This is a genomic window from Flavobacterium sp. (genome assembly GCF_044360715.1).
Lineage (GTDB): Bacteria > Bacteroidota > Bacteroidia > Flavobacteriales > Flavobacteriaceae > Flavobacterium.
Genome location: NZ_JBIKJY010000010.1, coordinates 38,001 through 57,327, shown reverse-complemented (window position 1 = coordinate 57,327; position 19,327 = coordinate 38,001). Strand labels below are relative to the sequence as shown.

Here is a 19,327-nt window from a genome sequence, read left to right as displayed (position 1 = left end):
TTTTATTAGCATTCTAATAAATTTTTATCAAGTTTTTGGATATAAATTTAAACAAACCCCTGGTATATTTAGGTTTATAAGACAATATTTTTCTACAATACTTTCAACTATTATTTTTTTTCAAATTTATTGGTTTGTACTAAAAGACAAAACAGTAGTTGAAATTACTTTATTATTAAGAAAAATTTTTTCCATTTCTTTTAGTTTTGTTTTTTTTTATGGATTTATTGAAACGCTTATTTCCTTTTTTGGTTTTGCTTTTTTAAATCCAATCTTGGATTTGTTTGATTATTTGCCTTTTATAGAAGTTAGTTATCATGCAGAAGGAAGAATCTCCAGTGTTTCATATGAACCACCATTTTTAGCAATTTATTTAATCACTATTGCAGGCTGGATGTTTAGTTATATCTTAACAAGTTCTTCTAAATTAAGATACATACCTACTGTATTAGTTTTAATACTTACATTTTTTTCGGGTTCTAGGACTGCGTTAATTGTAATTACATTACAATTAATTATTTTCTTAGTTTATTTATATAAGTATTATGGGTATAAGCAACGAATTTTATCTTCTTTAAAATATTTTACATTAATCGTTTTCTGTTTAGGAATTTTTGCAGGTATTAAGTTTAACAAAGTAATTGAAGAAAAGTTAGAGTCATTAGATTTTATAGGTAATATTAAATCTAATGTTTCAAACAGATCTAGGTTAGGAATTCAATATACTTCTTTACTAATATTTGTGAAAAATCCAATTTTTGGTGTAGGATTTGGTCAGCAAGCTTATGTTGCCAGAAAACTTTATCCAGGATGGGTTACAAGAGATAATTACGAGTTTGAAATTTGGTATAACAATCAGCGAGAAAAATCGTTTCCTCCAGGTTATAATTTATATATAAGACTTTTAGCTGAATTAGGAATAGTTGGTTTTTCAATTTTTGTATATTTTCAGTTTTTAATGTTAAAAGAAGCACGAAGACTATCAAAATTTCAAAATAAAGATTTTCAAATTTTAGGAATTATTTTGTTTGTTACCACAATAGGATTATTTATTAATTGGATGCAAATTGACACCTTTAGAATTTACGGGGTATGGATTTCTTTAGCAATTCTTATAAAAACATCAGCATATAAACATGAATAATGTAATTATTTTAATACCACATTTTAACAATTTCACAGGGTTGTCTAATTCTATTTTTTCAATTGCAAAAGAGGAAAAGGTTGATGTGTTAATTGTAGACGACGGGAGCACTACAAGCATAATAAAGGAAAGTGAACTTTTAAAATTTAAAAAATTTAATGGAACAATTTCATTTATTTATAACAAAGAAAATTTAGGAATTGAGCATGTATTAAACCAAGGGTTACAACACATAAATTCCGAAAACACATACGAGTATATCGCCCGATTAGACTGCGGAGATTTGTGTTTAGAAAATAGATTTTCTTTACAAGAGGAATATTTAGAAAAGAATCCTACTTGTAAATTAGTTGGAAGTAACGCAATTGCAATTGATTTAAACGGGAAAGAGCTTTATAAAACTATACTTCCAGAGTTTTCTAGTAAAATTAAAAACAAAATGTTTGTAAACGCTATGTTTTTGCATCCAACCGTTATGTTTTGTTCTTCATTAATTAATGAAATTGGATTTTATCCAACAGAATATAAAGCAGCTGAAGATTATGCTTTTTTTTTTAAAATAGTACAAAAATATCAGACACATAATATTCAGAAATGCTTATTAAAATATGAAATAAATCCCAATGGAATTTCTTTATCTATGAGAAACCAACAAGTATCAAGTAGAATTCAAATAATAAAAGACAATTTTTATTTTGGGTATTGGCCAATATATGGATTATTAAGAAATTATGCTTTAAGATATTTAATTTCACAAAAAATCATTAACTGGATAAAAAATCATAAATAATGAAATCCCATTTCACTCTAAATAATATCGCTGAGTACTTATTGTATTTAACGATTTTTTCTCTTCCTTTTTCTATGGGACTTCCTAATATTCTTTTAGGTTTGAGTGTTTTGATTTTTATAATAAAAGCATTGAAGAAACAAGAATTTGAGTTTAATAAATCTCTTAAAATAATAGTTTTTTTAATAGTGTATTTGACGCTTAATTTCACATTAAAAGGACAATTATCAAGCAACATATCAATGCTTGCGAGATTGCTAATAATTCCTTCTTTTTTAGTTTTACTACTTCAAGGTAATATAGAAAATATTTTAAAAGCCTTTAAGTTATCTTATGTAGCGCTAACCTTTTTAGTAATGACTAAAATTATAATATATTATGTTAACTATGGTGATTTAAACTTTAGTACGGTTAAAGAATTTCATACTTTATTGTTTATTGATAGACCCTATTTTGGATTTGTTTCATTAATTGGAATAATTTTGAATTTAAAGGATCTGATACAACATAAAAAACATAAATATTTAATATACGCATTAACAATAATTTCAATTATATTAATTTATATTATTGCTGCTCGTCTTACAATAATAACAACTTTTATTTTACTTTTTATTTTCGTTTTCAAAAAAATTCAAATAAGTATTTTCAAAAAAATGATTGTACTAGTTACATTAAGTATCGTTTTTTTTACAAGTTTGATTTTAAACAAAAACTTTATAAATAGATTGGTTATTAATCAGGGGGTAACCTCATTTATAGATTATGAACCAAGATTTGTCATTTGGCCATGCGCAACAAATTTATTGGCAGAAAACGCAACAAACTTTATTGTTGGTTCAGGTGGTTTTACAGAAACACAACAAGAACTTTGTAATTGTTATGAAAAGAGTATTGATAAAGAGGACAAAAGAGATTGGTATTTAGAAAGAAAATTCAATACACATAATCAGTTTTTGGGATTTTTATTAGTTGGAGGAGTAATTGGTTTACTAATCTTTTTTTACCTATTGTATCAATTATTTCAAACATCATATAAAAACATATATTTGTTTTCAATTTGGCTTAGTTTTGTGCTTTTTCTAATTTTAGAAAACATCTTTTACAGACAATTTGGTTGCTATCTGATAGCAATTATTATTTTATTTTTAACTCAAAAGAATAATGAAAAAAACGAAAATAGTACACATTCTTAATTCCGTTGGTGGTGTAGATATTTCATTAAGATTAATTCTTAAGAATATCGATTCAAAAAAATTTGAAAACATTGTTATTCATGGAAAAAGCGACACATCAATTACGTTTGAAAATAAAGAAAACGATAAAATAAAATCTTTTAAATTAAATATTGTTAGAAATATAAATCTTTTAAAAGATTTAACTGCACTATACCAAAGTTATAAAGTTTTAAAAAACGAAAAACCAGATTTAATTCATGCTCATAGCGCTAAAGGCGGAGTATTAGGCAGGGTTTTGGGGTTTTTGTTTAATACACCAGTGTTGTATACCCCCCAAGCTTTTTCTTATCTTTCAACACAAAATAAACTTAAAAAGAGAATATATTTATTAATTGAAAAAGCATTAAAAACGAAAAACAATTATATCGTTGCTTCATCAAATTCTGAATTGAACAGAGCCATAAATGAAGTGAAGTATCCCAATTCAAACACTTTTTTATTTAATAATTGTATTAACCCTATTCAACTTGATTTAAACGGCGATAATAAATATAATTTACCGAAGGATTTTATTTGTACAATTGGGAGACCATGTTATCAAAAAAACATCGAATTAATGATCGATGTTTTTGCTGAAGTAACAACACATACTGATTGTCATTTAGTAATAATGGGTGTTGGTCTGCATTCTGACCATTTAAAAAATGTAGAGAATAAGATACGTGATAAAAAACTAAACAATAAAATCACATTAATAGATTGGATTGACAGAAACAAAGCTTTAAATGTTTTAAGTGAATCTAAATTATATATTTCAACAGCAAGATATGAAGGTCTTCCTTTTTCAATAATTGAAGCAATGGCGTTGAAAAAAGCACTGGTTGTTTCAGATTGCGACGGAAATAGAGATTTAGTTAAAGACAATCAAAATGGTTACATTATTAAAAATGAAGATGTAAGTTTATTTGCAGAAAAAATTATTGATTTATTGAAAACACATGAAAAAAGAGAAATTTTTGAGCAAGAATCATACAATTTCTTTGAATCTGATTTTAATATTGAAAAGAACATATTTCAATTAGAAAATATTTATAATAAGGTTAAAAAAAACAATTAATAAAATTAAAAAAAGTAATAACTTGCCATTTATTAAAAACAATTACGAAACAATAGTTAATGAGTTTAATTGGAACAAAATAAATGAACAATATTTACAGTTTTTTAGCAGCTGCCTGGCAAGAAATTCTAAAGGAGCAAAAGTTAAATAAATCTTTTTTACCTTTTTTATTTGTCCTCATTACATTGCCAACCATTATAGCAATTAATAATGTTACTATCGCGATTTTTATTTTTTCTGTTTTGTTTTTTAACAGAACAAACAAAATTTCATTTAACCTTACTTTATTATTTCCAATAGTACTATTTATTTGGATGGCAAGTTCCTATTTTTGGTCAATTGATAAAGCGGCAACAATACCAGCTATTTACAAAGAAATCTTTTTGTTATTTATTCCGGCAGCATTTTTAATTATGCGCCCCTTTTATAAAAGTCAAATTTATAAATTAATAAAATATTATAGCTATGCTATGGTGTTTTATGCCGGTTTTTTTCTTTTAAGAGCATTGATTAGATATATGATTTCAGGAGATCAAAGGTCGTTTTTCTATCATGGCGAATATGATAATGATTTTGGTTTGGTACCTAAATTATTAAATGCAATACATGTATCTGTTTATATGGCTCTCGCTTTTTTTTACTTTTTAAATCTAGAAATTAAAAAGAAATTTGATATCATTTGTTCCTGTATTCTATTTGGATTTATTTTTTTATTATCTTCCAAAAACATAATAATTGTGTTTGTATTTCTACTAGCAAGCCACTTTTTTTATTTTTCAAAATCGTCTAACAAAATGCGCTTGAGAAATCTAGCCATTTTAACCCTAATTTTAGGAGCTATATTCAGTTTTGGTAAAATAAAAAATAGATTTTTAGTCGAATTTCAATCCAATTCCAAAACTAGCGTAAGTCATAGTGTTTACAATGAGGCAGATGAAGGCGTTAATTATGTAAGCATATATGAAGCATGGAACAACGAGAAATTTTCACATTGTGATTATTTTCCAGGTACTGCTTTCAGGGTGTATCAATTCAGAATGTTTTTAGAAATTTTTAGTGAAGAACCTTTGTTTTGGAAAGGATTAGGTTTAAATGCTTCACAACCAAAACTTTTAGAAAAAGAGAAAAAATACGAGCTTAATCCAGGATACGGATTGTTTAATTTTCATAATCAATATGTTCAAAATTTTGCCGAACTTGGTTTCATAGGTTTTTTAGTTTTGATTACAATTTTAGCTGTTAATATAAAAAATGCATTTAAACATAAAAATTTTATACATATTTCTTTTGCTATTCTAATCATAAGCTTATTTTTGACAGAATCTTTTTTATGGAGACAAAGAGGCGTTTTGTTTTTTGCCTTTTTTTATTGTTTATTTAACACGAAAGCAAACCTACAATTAGAAAAATAAAGAAAATGAAAAGAATATTAATTACAGGAGCTGCAGGATTTTTAGGTTCTCATTTGTGCGATCGCTTTTTAGCTGAACGCTATTTTGTTATAGGAATGGATAATTTAATTACGGGTGATTTAAAAAATATAGAGCACTTATTTAAAGAAAAAAACTTTGAGTTTTATCATCATGATATTACTAAATTTGTTCATGTTCCTGGTAATTTAGATTATATTTTGCACTTCGCTTCTCCAGCAAGTCCAATTGATTATTTAAAAATTCCAATTCAAACCTTAAAAGTAGGCTCATTAGGAACTCATAATTTATTAGGTTTAGCTAGAGTTAAAAAAGCCAGAATATTAATTGCTTCCACTTCTGAAATATATGGTGATCCATTAATACATCCACAAACAGAAGAATATTACGGAAACGTAAATACAATTGGTCCACGCGGTGTATATGATGAAGCCAAACGTTTTCAAGAATCAATTACAATGGCCTATCACACGTTTCATGGTGTGGAAACCCGAATTGTCCGAATTTTTAATACTTACGGACCAAGAATGCGATTAAATGACGGACGAGTTATTCCCGCATTTATTGGTCAAGCGCTTCGAGGCGAAGATTTAACGGTTTTTGGTGACGGAAGTCAAACACGTTCTTTTTGTTACGTTTCGGATCAAGTAGAAGGCATTTATAGATTATTACTTTCCGATTATCATTTACCTGTAAACATTGGAAATCCAGATGAAATTACTATTTCTAATTTTGCTGAAGAAATAATTAAATTAACAGGAACCAAACAAAAGGTCATTTATAAAGACTTACCCGTAAACGACCCAATGCAACGCCAACCAGACATTACTAAGGCCAAAGAAATTTTAGGATGGACAGCTAAAGTAAAAAGAGAAGAAGGTATGAAATTAACTTATGAGTATTTCAAATCACTTTCACCTGAAGAATTAGCAAAAGAAGAACACAAAGATTTCTCAAAATACATTTATTAGTTTGAAGCCAAAAACAGGAAGATATTCAGGATTTATTAGACCTCTAATTACTTTTATAGATTTATTATTAATAAATCTTTTGATTTTAGTTTGTCTACGTTCCGCCATGAGTAATTTTGGCTATCATACCATTTTGTCAGTATCTTGGATTGTTGTATCATACTATTCAGGCTATTATGAAGTGTATAGGTTTACAAAAGAAATTAGAATTTTAGGAAAACTTCTTAAGCAATTTATTTTTATAAGCTTAATTACGTTTGCATACGTTGGTTATAAATATAAATATGTAACACCAGACGAAGTATGGAATTATATTATTTTTTCCTTCATTTCTGTTGGTTTTATTAAGTTTTCAATATTTTTTCTGCTAAGAAAATACCGATTATTATATGGTGGAAACATAAGAAATGTTATCATTTTAGGGAACGGGAAAGATGTAGAAGAATTGAAAACATTTTTTTCCACTAATCCAAATTATGGATATAATTTAATGCATGTTTTTAGTCTAAAAATAAATAAAAAAGAAGAAATTAAAGCGTGTTACGATTTTGTAACCAATAATAATGTAGATGAAATTTACGGCTCATTAAACACACTGAATAGCACAGATTTAGACAGCTTAATACATTTTGCAGATAATAATCTTAAAACCATTAAACTTCTCCCAGACAGTAAAAACAAAATGCTGCGAAACCTAGCTGTAGAATATTATGGCTATTTACCTATTATTTCTTTAAGAACAATTCCCTTGGATAAATTAATTAATAAAAGGAGTAAACATTTTTTCGATGTTGTGTTTTCATTACTAGTAATTTTATTTTTAATGTCTTGGTTAACTCCTTTAATAGCTTTACTAATAAAGATAGAATCCAAAGGCCCTGTTTTCTTTAAACAAAAAAGAAACGGATTAAATTATAAAGAGTTTTATTGTTATAAATTTAGATCTATGCGATTAAATTCAAAAGCTGATTTAGAACAAGTTCAAAAAAACGACCCAAGAGTAACTAAATTCGGAAAAATATTACGAAAGTTTAGTCTTGACGAGTTGCCTCAATTTTTCAACGTAGTATTAGGAGATATGTCGGTTGTAGGGCCAAGACCTCATATGGTTAGTCATACTGAAATGTATGCCAAAAGCGTTGATAAGTTTATGGTTAGACACTTTATTAAACCTGGAATTACTGGTTTAGCACAAATAAATGGCTGCAGAGGAGAAGTAGAATCCGAAAAGGACATTGTAAACAGAGTAAAATTCGACATTTTTTATATAGAAAATTGGTCTATTTTATTAGATTTAAAAATCATAAACAAAACAGTCATTAACGCCATTAAAGGAGAAGAAAAAGCCTATTAATATAAACGCTTCTTTTCAATTCCATAAAATTGCAGGAGCAAAAATAAATTTCTTATAAAAAACCTCCTTATTTTTTAATTAAAAGCGACTATTTTTGCACCAATAAAAACAACACACACAATCATGAATATTTTACTTTTAGGATCTGGCGGAAGAGAACACGCTTTTGCATGGAAAATGACGCAAAGCGCATTATGTACTCAACTATTTGTTGCGCCAGGAAATGCAGGAACAGCAAAAATCGCTACAAATATTGCTGTAAATCCAAACGATTTTGAAACAATCAAACAATTTGTTTTGGAAAACACTATAAAGATGGTTGTTGTAGGACCAGAAGACCCATTAGTAAATGGTATTTATGATTTCTTTAAAAACGACACTCAAATTTCACATATTCCAGTAATTGGGCCTTCTAAATTAGGTGCGCAATTAGAAGGAAGTAAAGAATTTGCCAAAGAATTTTTAGTTAAAAACAACATTCCAACGGCAAAGTATGAAAGTTTTACTTCTGAAACAGTTGGAAAAGGATACGCTTTTTTAGAAACATTATCTCCGCCATATGTTTTAAAAGCAGATGGTTTAGCTGCTGGAAAAGGTGTTGTAATCCTAAATAATTTACAAGAGGCTAAAAATGAATTAAAAGCCATGCTTGTCGATGCAAAATTTGGTTCAGCAAGTGCAAAAGTGGTAATTGAAGAGTTTTTAGACGGAATTGAGTTAAGTTGTTTTGTGTTAACTGACGGAAAAAATTATAAAATTTTACCTACCGCAAAAGATTACAAAAGAATTGGTGAAGGAGACACTGGACTGAACACAGGCGGAATGGGCGCTATTTCTCCAGTTCCATTTGCAGATACCGCGCTAATGCAAAAAATCGAATCGCAAATTGTAATTCCTACTATTCAGGGTTTAAAAAACGACAATATTGAATATAAAGGTTTTGTGTTTATTGGTTTGATAAAAGTGGGCGACAATCCTTTTGTAATTGAGTATAACGTAAGAATGGGCGATCCAGAGACAGAAGTGGTTATCCCAAGAATAAAAAGCGATTTAGTAGCGCTTTTTGAAGCAGTAGCATCTGAAAAACTTATTGATTTTAATTTAGATATTGACTCAAAAACAGCCGCTACAATTGTAGTAGTTTCTGGAGGATATCCGGAAGAGTTTGAAAAAGGAAAACAAATTTTCGGATTAGATACTAAAACTGAATCTTTAATTTTTCATGCAGGAACCAAAGAAGAAAACGGAAAAATTGTATCAAACGGAGGGCGTGTTTTAGCTGTTACATCTTTTGGAGATACTTTTTCAACAGCAACAAAAAAATCTTATCAAACCATAGAAAATCTTAAGTTTGATAAGATGAATTATAGAAAAGACATAGGGTTCGATTTATAATCGAACCTATTCTTTTTATTATTTTGTTAAGAAAGAATGTGCGGTAGTATCTTGTTCGTCAGCACCAGTTTTTTTGAAAATCTGTAACTGTTTTGTCCAATAATAGGTCCAATAACAACAAATACATATAAATACCCAATTGATAATATTTGCTCCCCACCAATTTGTTAATTCTAAACTTCTTAAAAAATCCATTGGTACAAAAAGTACTTCAACAAATAAAAATTGTATTGCTTCGAAAAATGCTTTCATTTTTTTATTATTAAATTTACACTACAAAAATATAAAATATCTTTATGATTGCAAGTCTTTTTAGTAAAACTCGACCAATTAATTACGCATTTATCTTTATAATGCTGTTTTTTTGCTTTTTTTTGTATCAAATACAGGTTCCAAACGAAAGTTTTAATACAAATACGCTGTTTTCAAAAATTGGCGTTTTATTATTGGTTTTCTTTTCTTTCTTTTTAGTAAACTTTATTTCACTTAAAAATGCACTAACTCAAAATGATAATTATGCTATTCTGCTTTATTTAGTATTCATATTATTATTTCCTTCGGTATTAAACGACAGTAAAATTGTAGTATCAAATGTGTTTTTGTTGTTAGCGTTACGAAGGTTAATTTCTTTAAAAACATTAAGTTCATCAAAAGAAAAAATATTTGACGCTTCTTTTTGGATATTTTTATCCGCTATTTTTCACTTTTGGAGTATTTTGTATATTGTTTTAGTTTTTATTTCTATTGTGTTCCACTCTGGAAAGGATTATAAAAACTGGATATTGCCTTTTGTTTCCTTTTTTTGTGTTTGGATTTTATACATCGCTACAAGTTTAATTTTGTATGACAATTATTCCATAAATAAAGAGGTTTTTGAAGTCAGTTTTAATTTTTTCGATTTTAAAAATAGTTATGAAAATATGACTTTAGCTGCATTTGTCTCTATTTCTGTTTTGTTTTTTGCTTCTCAAACTATAGATTATCAAAACAAACCATTAAACATGCAATCGTCGTACAAGCAAATATATTTTGCATTTATTTTATCTATTGGGATTTATGTTTTTTCAGCTAATAAATCAAATGATTTGCTACTTTATTCTTTTGCACCGTTGTCTATCTTAGGGGCAAATATGTTCGAAAAAATGGAAAATTCTATTTATAAGGAAGTCTCTTTATATTTATTGTTAGGCGTAGGTTTGTTTTTCTTTTTTGTTCAATTATAATTTAGTTCCATAAGCCAAATCGCCGGCATCACCTAAACCAGGGACAATATAGTTTTTTTCATTTAATTTTTCATCTAATGAAGCTACCCATAAATGGCAGTTTTTCGGAAGATTTTCTGACACATATTTTATGCCTTCAGGTGCAGCAATAACAACAGCAATATGAATTTCTTTTGGCTGATGTGTGCCTAAAATTTTATTTAAAACCGCCACTAATGACTGCCCTGTAGCTAACATCGGATCTAACAAAATTAATGTTTTATCATTCATGTTTGGCACAGCCTGATATTCTACTAAAATATCGAAATTTTCATCCGAATTATAATGATTTCTGTAAGCTGAAATAAAACCATTTTCGGCAGCATCAAAATAATTTAAAAACCCTTGATGAAGTGTTAAACCAGCCCTTAAAATGGAGCATAACACTATTTCTTCTGCAATTTTTGTAGTGTTTTTAATGCCTAACGGAGTAGTAATAGCAATGTTAGTATATGTTAGTTTTTTACTAATTTCATAAGCCATAATTTCACCAATACGTTCCATATTTCTTCTGAAACGCATGCTATCTTTCTGAATGGTTACCTCTCTAATTTGACTTAAAAAATGATTTAAAACACTGTTTTCTTCGGAAATATTATGAATGTTCATGTGAGATATTTTGTAATTTATGGTTAAAAGTACAAAAAATCCTTATTTTTGTAAATTAAATTAGAAACTATGTTTGCAGAATTTGCTTTTCCTATTTTTGAAAAATCTATAATTGACTACCATGTTATCGATGACGTATATCAACCGGTATTAAATCCGTACGAAAAAGGTTCAGTTGAACATTTATTGTATGCTAAAAACTGGGTAGATACGGTGCAATGGCATTATGAAGATATTGTGCGCGACCCAAATATTGATCCCGTTGCAGCGTTAGATTTAAAAAGAAAAATTGATGCCTCTAACCAAGTCAGAACCGATATGGTAGAATATATTGACGGTTATTTTTTACAAAAATACGCACACGTTCAAGTGAAACCAAATGCAAGAATAAACACCGAAAGTCCAGCTTGGGCAATGGATAGATTATCAATTTTAGCCTTGAAGATTTACCACATGAATGAAGAAGCAACTCGCGAAGAAGCCACTACTGAACACCGAGCAAAATGTCAAGAAAAATTAAATGTATTGTTAGACCAAAAAAACGATATGTTTATTTCCATAAGCCAATTAGTGGAAGATATCGAAAACGGCGACAAATTCATGAAAGTATACAAACAAATGAAAATGTACAACGATGCAGATTTGAATCCAGTTTTGTATCAAAATAAAAAATAAATGTCTTCACACATTTTAGTTATTCGGCTTTCAGCTATGGGCGATGTTGCTATGACAGTTCCTGTACTGAGAGCTTTTTCTTTGCAATATCCCAACTCAAAAATCACAGTAGTTTCTCGTCCGTTTTTCAAACCGTTTTTTGATGATATTGAAAACATAACTTTTTTTCCAATTGATTTAAAAGAAAGGCATAAAGGTTTTTTAGGACTTTTGCGTTTATTTTCCGATTTACGAAAACTAAATATTGACGCCGTTGCCGATTTACACAATGTATTACGATCAAAAATTATAAGAACACTTTTTGCTTTGAATGGCAAAAAAGTTGCCGCTACAGATAAAGGCAGACAAGACAAAAAAGCTCTTACAAAATTAGCTATCAAAACCATTTCTCCAACAAAAGCAATGTTTGATAGACATTGCGAAACGTTTGAAAAATTAGGCTTTCAAATAAATTTATACAACCCTACATTTCCAAAAAAAGCTATTTTATCTGAAGAAATAATAAATATTACTGGTAAAAAAGAAGAAAATTGGATTGGAATCGCGCCTTTTGCACAATACGAAAGTAAGGTCTATCCAATAGATTTGATGCAACAAGTAATAGATGACTTAGCAAAAAACACTTCAAATAAAATTTTATTATTTGGTGGTGGAAATGAAGAAATGAAGAAGTTGAATCAGCTTAAAAGCAAGTATGAAAACGTACTTGTTTTAGCTGGAAAAACCAATTTAAAAGAAGAATTAGCCATTATTTCTAATTTAAATATAATGCTTTCTATGGATTCTGGAAATGCGCATATTGCCGCTATGTTGGGCGTAAAAGTACTTACACTTTGGGGCGCTACACATCCTTTTGCAGGATTTCAACCGTTTCATCAACCAGATGATTTTTGTCTGACTTCAGATAGAAAACAATATCCATTTTTACCTACTTCGGTGTACGGAAATAAAAAAGTAGCAGGCTATGAAAACGCAATGCGAACGATTTTACCTTCACAGGTTATTGAAAAAATAAATTCCAATCTTACCTAAGCAAAATTGGAATTTGGAGTTTACTATTTGGAACTTCAAATATTAAATATTATCAAAATCAATTTTAATTTCAGAGGATGTTGGCACGGCTTGACACGCTAAAACCAATCCTTCAGCTACTTCGTTATCTGTTAAAATTTGGTTTTTCTTCATAGTAGCGCTTCCTTCTGTCACACGACAAATACAGCTGCTACAAATACCGCCTTGGCAAGAGTATGGCACGTCTAAACCTTGTTTTAAAGCTGCTTCTAAAATGGTTTGTTGCTGACTCATTTCAAAAGAAACTTCATCAGCATCTACTGTAATTGAAATAGCTGTGTGACCTTCATTTCCAGTTGCAACTTTGTTTTCTGAGGCAGTTGAAGTCCCAAATAATTCAAATTTAATATCTTTTTCAGCTACATTATTTTCTTTTAAAGTCGCCGTAACTACTTGTATCATGGCTTCTGGTCCGCACAAATAAAACTTAGAAAAGGTTTTATCGGAATGTTTGGTTTTTAAAACAGTATTTACAACATTTTTGTCAATTCTACCAGATAATTCGCCAGCAATATTGGCTTGACTATATACAAAATGCACAAAAAAGCGACCTAAATTTTTTAATTGAAGCGCCTTTAATTCCTCGTGAAATATAGTTTCCGATTCGTCTTTGTTTCCATAAATTAAAACAAAAGTACTATTTGGTTCTTCTTCTAAGACACTTTTTGCAATCGATAAAACAGGCGTAATTCCACTACCAGCAGCAAAAGCGGCATAGCTTCTTTGGTGTTCTAGTTTGGCTTCAAAAATAAATTTTCCTTCTGGAATACTGACTTCTAACAAATCGCCAACAGCTAATTTTGTGTTGGCAAATCTTGAAAATGTCCCGCTTTTTACTTCTTTTACAGAAATTCGCATTTCACCACTTTTTGGCGAAGAACAAATAGAATACGCTCTACGAAGTTCTTTCCCGTCTAAAGTTAGTTTTAAAGTTACATATTGCCCAGCTATAAATTGGTAAGCTGATTTTAATTCTTGAGGAATATTAAAAACGATTGAAACTGCATTTTTTGTTTCTCGTTTGATTTCTTTTATTGCTAATTTATAAAAATCCATATGATGTATTAGTTGGTAAACAATGCTTTTAATTCAGTTGCTTCACTTGGTTTCATTTTTCCAGCTAATACCAAGCTTAACTGTTTTCTTCTTAGTGCAGCGTCGTAACGTTGTATTTCTAATTCGGTTTGAGGTTCAATGGGTGGCACAGGAACAGGACTTCCAGTTTCGTCAACGGCAACAAACGTATAAATGGCTTCGTTGGCTTTGTTTTTAATGCCAGATTCTCTATCTTCAATCCAAACATCAATAAAAATTTCCATAGAAGTATTGAAAGTTCTCGATACTTTAGATTCTACTGTTACCACACTTCCTAAAGGAATGGCTCTGTTAAACGCCACGTGATTTACCGAAGCTGTAACGCAAATTCTTCTCGAATGACGACGCGCAGTAATACTTGCGGCTCTATCCATTCGCGCTAATAATTCGCCACCAAATAAATTGTTTAAAGGGTTGGTTTCGCCAGGCAACACTAAATCGGTTAATGTTGTAACGGAATCTGAAGGATATTTGTTTTGCATTATTTTTTTTACAAAGATACTAACTCTGATTTAAAAATAGGGTATAAAAAAATCCCAAAATTGGGATTAGTCTATAAGCAACCAAGCTTCTACGCTATCTTTTGCTTTTATTTCAGTTTTTAAATTTTGAGCTTCAGTTAAATTAGAAAAACTTCCAAAAGCAACAGGAATTAAACCGTATTTGTTTTCAGTTAACAAATGCGCTTCAAAACCTTTTGATATTAAATCATTCATAGCTTTAATTGCGTTTTGTTTGCTTCTAAATGCACCTGCCACTACGTGGTATTTTTCAGTATGCGTTTCTTCTAAAGTTAAATCAACAGCGTTAATTGGATTTGGAATCACAAACGTAGCCTCTTGAAGTTTTTGATTTATTTTTTCTTGCACCGTTTTTTCTACGATACTTGTTTGTTGTTCAATCGTGTAGTCAAAATACATTTTGTAACCATACGTTCCTGCAGAGGCAAAAATAGCCACAGCTGCAGCATATTTCATCCAGTTTTTTGTACGATTTTTTCCGTTTAACGGAATAACTGGCGTTTCATCTTCAACTGTGTTATCAATTGAAATAGGCGTTTCAACAACAGGTTCTACTTCTGAAGTGACTTCTGAAGTAATTTGATTTTCTCTTGCTATTTCTGGCGAATTAAAACCAGCCAAACCAAAAGAATCTGTCAAATAATTAATTGCTGTATTCGGTTTGAAAACAAAATTATGTTCTGAATTTGAAAAAATTTCACCAATATTTTCTAATACCAAGCTTTCTTTGTTTTCTAATTTTTCCAACCAAAAAACAACTTGAGTTTGAATTTTTCTTACGGCGTTTTCGTAACTAATTTTTTCTTGTAATGCGATATGATTGGCCAATAAACCATCATTGTTTTTTATATGAGAATTAAAAGAAATTACTTTTTTCGGCGGTACAAACGAATTTTGAGCCACAATAACTTGCGCAGATTGCCATTCGCATAAAAACGCTCCAAAACCCGGAACGCCTACGCATTGGTATCTGTACAACAATTCTGAAATGTATTTTTCTATTTTCATCTATGCAAAATTAAGTATTCAAGCCCAAAAACAAAATTTTATTAACAATTTTTATTAACAATTTAAAAATAAATTTTCTTCGTTTTGCGGTTTTTTATAAAATTACTAAAAAAATAAATATATTTGTAGGATATATTATACGCCATGTTACATAACGAATTATTACACACACTCGCACTCTTAAAAGTGGAAGGAATTGGTGATGTTGTTGCCAAAAAACTAATTAAACAATGCGGTTCTGCCGCTGCGGTATTCCAAACCTCAAAAAAAGCATTTGTTGCCATTGACGGCATAGGTGATTATCTTTACAAAAATTTACAAGAAAAAAAGATTTTTAATTTAGCGGAAAACGAACTTAGTTTCATTGAAAACGAACAAATTTCTTATGCTACATTTGAAGACGATTCGTACCCAGAACGCTTAAAGCATTGTGCCGATGGCCCAACTGTTTTATTTCAATCAGGCGCTATTAATTTGCAAAATAAAAGAGTAATTAATATCGTAGGAACCCGTCAAATTAGCCCTTATGGAGTCGCATTTACCAATACACTTTTAGAAGATTTAGCACCATTGAACCCAATTATTGTTAGTGGTTTTGCCTATGGAGTTGACATTGTGGCACATCAAGCGGCAATGCAAAATAATTTACAAACTATTGGAGTTTTGGCTCACGGTTTGAATCAAATATATCCAAAATCACATAAAAAGTATATTTCTCAAATGGAGCAAAATGGCGGTTTTATGACCGAATTTTGGAGTACTTCAAATCCGGATAGAGAAAACTTTATCAAACGCAATAGAATCGTGGCAGGAATGTGTGAAGCTACTATTGTAATTGAAAGTGCCGAAAAAGGCGGCTCACTAATTACGGCTAATATAGCAAATGATTATAACAGAGATGTATTTGCTGTTCCAGGAAGAATTACCGATAAATTTAGCCAAGGGTGTAACAATTTAATTAAAACGCAACGCGCCCATTTATTGAATAGTGTAGCCGATTTAGTATATATTTTAAATTGGGATATTGATACGAAAAAAGAAAGCAAACCCATCCAAAAACAACTGTTTGTTTCTTTAACGGAGGAAGAACAAAAAATCTATGACTATTTAGTAAATAAAGAAAATGAATTGATGGATATCATTGCATTAGATTGCGATTTTCCTATTTTTAAAATTTCTTCTTTATTATTAAATATGGAGTTAAAAGGCGTTATTAGACCTTTGCCGGGCAAGTTGTTTGAAGCGCTGTAGGTTTAAGTCGAAAGTCATAAAGTCGTAAAGTTGAAAGAACAGTCACGGAATTTAAAGTCATATAATTACACAACAGTAACTAATTTATACTATTATCCTAATTTTTTAAAACACAGATTTCACAGATTAGCACGAAACTAATGTGTGAAATCTGTGAAATTTGTGAAAATCTGTGTAAAAAAACGCTACATAAAGCCAAGTTTTTCTCGTACTCTTTTTAATACGCCATCTGCTACTTTACCTGCTTTTCTAGCTCCTTCAAAAAGTAATTTATCTACTTCTTCAGGGTGGTTTATGAAGTAATTATATTTTTCTCTTTCGGGTTTAAATTTTTCAGTAATTAAATCAAAAAGCGCTTGTTTGGCGTGTCCAAAACCGTAATTTCCAGCTAAATAATTTGCTTTTAATTGGGCAATTTGTTCTTCTGTGCCTAATAATTTATATAATCCAAATACATTACAAGTAGCTGGATTTTTTGGCTCTTCTAAAGGTGTGCTATCTGTTTCAATGCCTTTTATTTGTTTTAACAGGGCTTTATCATCCAGAAAAATATTGATAAAATTATTTCGAGATTTACTCATTTTTTGCCCATCTGTTCCAGGGATTAGCATAGTTTCTTCGCTTGTTTTTCCTTCTGGTAAAACAAATGTTTCTCCCATTTGATGGTTAAATCGTGAAGCCACATCTCTTGTAATTTCTAAATGTTGCATTTGATCTTTTCCAACAGGCACAATTTCGGCATCATATAATAAAATATCGGCAGCCATTAGCATCGGATAAGTAAATAATCCTGCATTTACATCTTCTAATCGGTCGGCTTTGTCTTTAAACGAATGGGCTAGTGTTAAGCGTTGAAACGGAAAAAAACAGCTCAAATACCAAGATAATTCTGCGGTTTGTGGCACATCTGATTGTCTGTAAAACACGACTTTATCGGTATCTAACCCACACGCTAGCCAAGCGGCGGCAGTGCTGTAGGTGTTTTGTTTGAGTTCGGTTCCGTTTTTTATTTGCGTAATCGAATGCAAATCGGCAATAAATAAAAACGATTCATTCGCAGGATTATTTGCCATTTGAATAGCCGGAATAATCGCACCTAATAAATTTCCTAAATGTGGCGTTCCAGTGCTTTGAACGCCTGTTAATATTTTTGCCATTTTGAAAGTTGTTTTTGCAAATGTAAGTTTTTAAGTAAAAAGAGCCAAGTAAAAAGGTGCAAGTAAAAAGAATAAGTTTTTTAAAATTGTTTACTTTTGAAAATCGAATATTATCTGAGAAATGAAATTATTAAAATATCCGTTTTGGTTGCTTTACCGTATTTGGTTTTACCTATTGGTATTGCTGCCTATAATTGTGTTATTTCCCCTTATATTAATTACTATTTTAAGCGAAAAAACATATTCTTTGTTTTTTAAAATAGCACGACTTTGGTCTCGAGTTATTTTAATTGGAATGGGTTTTAGATATTCTATAAAAGGCACTGAAAATTTTGAAACGGGTAAAAGTTATATGTTGGTAGCCAATCATACTTCAATGACGGATATTATGTTGATGTTGTTAGCTGTAAAAAATCATCCGTTTGTATTTGTAGGGAAAAAAGAATTGGTTAACATTCCCATTTTTGGATTTATTTACAAACGTGTTTGTATTTTGGTTGATCGAGAAAACAGTAAAAGTCGATTTGCCGTTTTTGAACGAGCCCAAAACAGAATTCAACAAGGTTTGAGTATTTGTATTTTTCCTGAAGGCGGTGTACCCGATGAACGTTTGCTTTTAGATGAATTTAAAGACGGCGCTTTTCGAATTGCGATTGAACACCAACTCACAATAATTCCGATAACTTTTTATGATAACAAAAAACGATTTTCGTACACGTTTTTTAGTGGTTCACCAGGAAAAATGAGAGCGAAAATTCATCCACCCATAGAAACAATTGGAAAAACGATGGACGATAAACTTCACTTAAAACAACAAGTTAGAGACATCATTTTAACCGAACTTCAAAAATAATAAGCATAAAAAAACGCCTAATAATTAGGCGTTTTTATTATTGTACTACAACTGAAAATTCTTCATAAAGATTAACTCCGGCGGCATCTTTACCTTTCCAAAACTTTAAAAGGTACGTACCTGCTGTAGCGGGCTTAAATCTTAAAATTTTCGTTTGTAATTGATTTAGCGATGGCAAACAGCCTTGTTCTTCTATCACGTAATTTAGTACGGCAATAGTTCTATTTAAATCGTCTTTGGTGTAATAAAAACCTTCAAAACCGTGACAACTAGAAGGTCTTGAATAGGTAACCTCTATTTCATTTACGGTATTTGCAGTAAAGGTTGTAGGCAAAACTACCGTTCCCACAGGTACTAATTCTAAACGAACTCTTGGCCCATCAGGTTCTTGTGTACAAGAGATAGATAGTACAAAAATAAAGATAAGTGCTATTAGTTTTTTCATA

At 30.0% G+C, this 19,327-nt stretch carries 20 protein-coding genes; 13 read left to right on the top strand and 7 right to left on the bottom strand.

All coding sequences use genetic code 11. The annotated features are described in order from the left end of the window. Positions 1-274 precede the first annotated feature (274 nt). From ACIQ16_RS05075 to purD, 8 genes are all read left to right on the top strand, one after another. Positions 275-1,144, top strand: a complete 870-nt coding sequence (locus ACIQ16_RS05075) for an O-antigen ligase family protein (RefSeq protein ID WP_396149253.1) — start codon at positions 275-277, stop codon at positions 1,142-1,144. Then, on the top strand, positions 1,137-1,934 hold the full coding sequence (locus ACIQ16_RS05070; protein WP_396149251.1) for a glycosyltransferase: 798 nt from the start codon (positions 1,137-1,139) through the stop codon (positions 1,932-1,934). The genes ACIQ16_RS05075 and ACIQ16_RS05070 overlap by 8 nt, the downstream gene beginning before the upstream one ends. After that, positions 1,934-3,130 carry an O-antigen ligase family protein gene (locus ACIQ16_RS05065; RefSeq protein ID WP_396149249.1) on the top strand — a complete coding sequence of 399 codons (1,197 nt, stop codon included), beginning with the start codon at positions 1,934-1,936 and terminating at the stop codon, positions 3,128-3,130. The genes ACIQ16_RS05070 and ACIQ16_RS05065 overlap by 1 nt, the downstream gene beginning before the upstream one ends. Continuing rightward, positions 3,099-4,229: a glycosyltransferase gene (locus ACIQ16_RS05060; protein WP_396149247.1), complete on the top strand. Its 1,131-nt coding sequence runs from the start codon at positions 3,099-3,101 to the stop codon at positions 4,227-4,229. The genes ACIQ16_RS05065 and ACIQ16_RS05060 overlap by 32 nt, the downstream gene beginning before the upstream one ends. 83 nt (positions 4,230-4,312) lie before the next feature. Continuing rightward, positions 4,313-5,641: an O-antigen ligase family protein gene (locus ACIQ16_RS05055; protein WP_396149245.1), complete on the top strand. Its 1,329-nt coding sequence runs from the start codon at positions 4,313-4,315 to the stop codon at positions 5,639-5,641. A gap of 5 nt (positions 5,642-5,646) precedes the next feature. Then, on the top strand, positions 5,647-6,630 hold the full coding sequence (locus ACIQ16_RS05050; RefSeq protein ID WP_396149243.1) for a UDP-glucuronic acid decarboxylase family protein: 984 nt from the start codon (positions 5,647-5,649) through the stop codon (positions 6,628-6,630). Between the two features lies 1 nt (position 6,631). After that, positions 6,632-7,984, top strand: a complete 1,353-nt coding sequence (locus ACIQ16_RS05045) for an undecaprenyl-phosphate glucose phosphotransferase (RefSeq protein ID WP_396149241.1) — start codon at positions 6,632-6,634, stop codon at positions 7,982-7,984. Positions 7,985-8,107: 123 nt separating this feature from the next. Then, entirely contained in the window at positions 8,108-9,379 is a 1,272-nt protein-coding gene (purD, locus tag ACIQ16_RS05040) for a phosphoribosylamine--glycine ligase (protein ID WP_396149239.1), read from the top strand. Between the two features lie 18 nt (positions 9,380-9,397). Here the strand turns inward: purD and ACIQ16_RS05035 are convergent, their stop codons facing one another. Further along, positions 9,398-9,631, bottom strand: coding sequence for a uracil phosphoribosyltransferase (locus tag ACIQ16_RS05035; RefSeq protein ID WP_396149237.1), 234 nt, complete (start codon positions 9,629-9,631; stop codon positions 9,398-9,400). A 44-nt stretch (positions 9,632-9,675) separates the two neighbouring features. Here ACIQ16_RS05035 and ACIQ16_RS05030 point away from each other — a divergent pair, with 44 nt between their 5' ends. Then, positions 9,676-10,602: a DUF6427 family protein gene (locus ACIQ16_RS05030; protein WP_396149235.1), complete on the top strand. Its 927-nt coding sequence runs from the start codon at positions 9,676-9,678 to the stop codon at positions 10,600-10,602. On the opposite strand, the gene upp is transcribed toward ACIQ16_RS05030, so the two are convergent. Further along, entirely contained in the window at positions 10,597-11,250 is a 654-nt protein-coding gene (gene upp / locus ACIQ16_RS05025) for a uracil phosphoribosyltransferase (RefSeq protein WP_396149233.1), read from the bottom strand. The genes ACIQ16_RS05030 and upp overlap by 6 nt on opposite strands. A 69-nt stretch (positions 11,251-11,319) precedes the next feature. Here upp and ACIQ16_RS05020 point away from each other — a divergent pair, with 69 nt between their 5' ends. Both ACIQ16_RS05020 and ACIQ16_RS05015 read left to right on the top strand, forming a co-directional pair. Next, complete coding sequence (locus ACIQ16_RS05020) at positions 11,320-11,925, top strand: DUF4254 domain-containing protein (protein ID WP_396149231.1); 606 nt, start codon at positions 11,320-11,322, stop codon at positions 11,923-11,925. Next, on the top strand, positions 11,926-12,957 hold the full coding sequence (locus ACIQ16_RS05015; RefSeq protein ID WP_396149229.1) for a glycosyltransferase family 9 protein: 1,032 nt from the start codon (positions 11,926-11,928) through the stop codon (positions 12,955-12,957). It abuts the gene before it with no gap. A gap of 42 nt (positions 12,958-12,999) precedes the next feature. On the opposite strand, the gene ACIQ16_RS05010 is transcribed toward ACIQ16_RS05015, so the two are convergent. The 3 genes from ACIQ16_RS05010 to ACIQ16_RS05000 form a co-directional block, all read right to left on the bottom strand. Continuing rightward, positions 13,000-14,052, bottom strand: coding sequence for a 2Fe-2S iron-sulfur cluster-binding protein (locus ACIQ16_RS05010; protein ID WP_396149227.1), 1,053 nt, complete (start codon positions 14,050-14,052; stop codon positions 13,000-13,002). An 8-nt stretch (positions 14,053-14,060) separates the two neighbouring features. Continuing rightward, positions 14,061-14,573 carry an acyl-CoA thioesterase gene (locus ACIQ16_RS05005; protein ID WP_396149225.1) on the bottom strand — a complete coding sequence of 171 codons (513 nt, stop codon included), beginning with the start codon at positions 14,571-14,573 and terminating at the stop codon, positions 14,061-14,063. Between the two features lie 66 nt (positions 14,574-14,639). After that, positions 14,640-15,620: an SPOR domain-containing protein gene (locus ACIQ16_RS05000; RefSeq protein WP_396149223.1), complete on the bottom strand. Its 981-nt coding sequence runs from the start codon at positions 15,618-15,620 to the stop codon at positions 14,640-14,642. Positions 15,621-15,764: 144 nt separating this feature from the next. Here ACIQ16_RS05000 and dprA point away from each other — a divergent pair, with 144 nt between their 5' ends. After that, on the top strand, positions 15,765-16,871 hold the full coding sequence (gene dprA, locus ACIQ16_RS04995; protein WP_396149221.1) for a DNA-processing protein DprA: 1,107 nt from the start codon (positions 15,765-15,767) through the stop codon (positions 16,869-16,871). Positions 16,872-17,056: 185 nt separating this feature from the next. Here dprA and trpS read toward each other — a convergent pair whose 3' ends face one another. Beyond that, positions 17,057-18,028 (bottom strand): tryptophan--tRNA ligase, encoded by a 972-nt coding sequence (trpS, locus tag ACIQ16_RS04990; protein WP_396149219.1) that lies wholly within the window; start codon positions 18,026-18,028, stop codon positions 17,057-17,059. Between the two features lie 121 nt (positions 18,029-18,149). Between trpS and ACIQ16_RS04985 the strand changes: the two genes are divergently transcribed. Continuing rightward, positions 18,150-18,881 carry a lysophospholipid acyltransferase family protein gene (locus ACIQ16_RS04985; RefSeq protein ID WP_396149217.1) on the top strand — a complete coding sequence of 244 codons (732 nt, stop codon included), beginning with the start codon at positions 18,150-18,152 and terminating at the stop codon, positions 18,879-18,881. A 37-nt stretch (positions 18,882-18,918) separates the two neighbouring features. On the opposite strand, the gene ACIQ16_RS04980 is transcribed toward ACIQ16_RS04985, so the two are convergent. Further along, positions 18,919-19,326, bottom strand: a complete 408-nt coding sequence (locus ACIQ16_RS04980; RefSeq protein ID WP_396149215.1) for a hypothetical protein — start codon at positions 19,324-19,326, stop codon at positions 18,919-18,921. Between the last annotated feature and the right edge of the window lies 1 nt (position 19,327).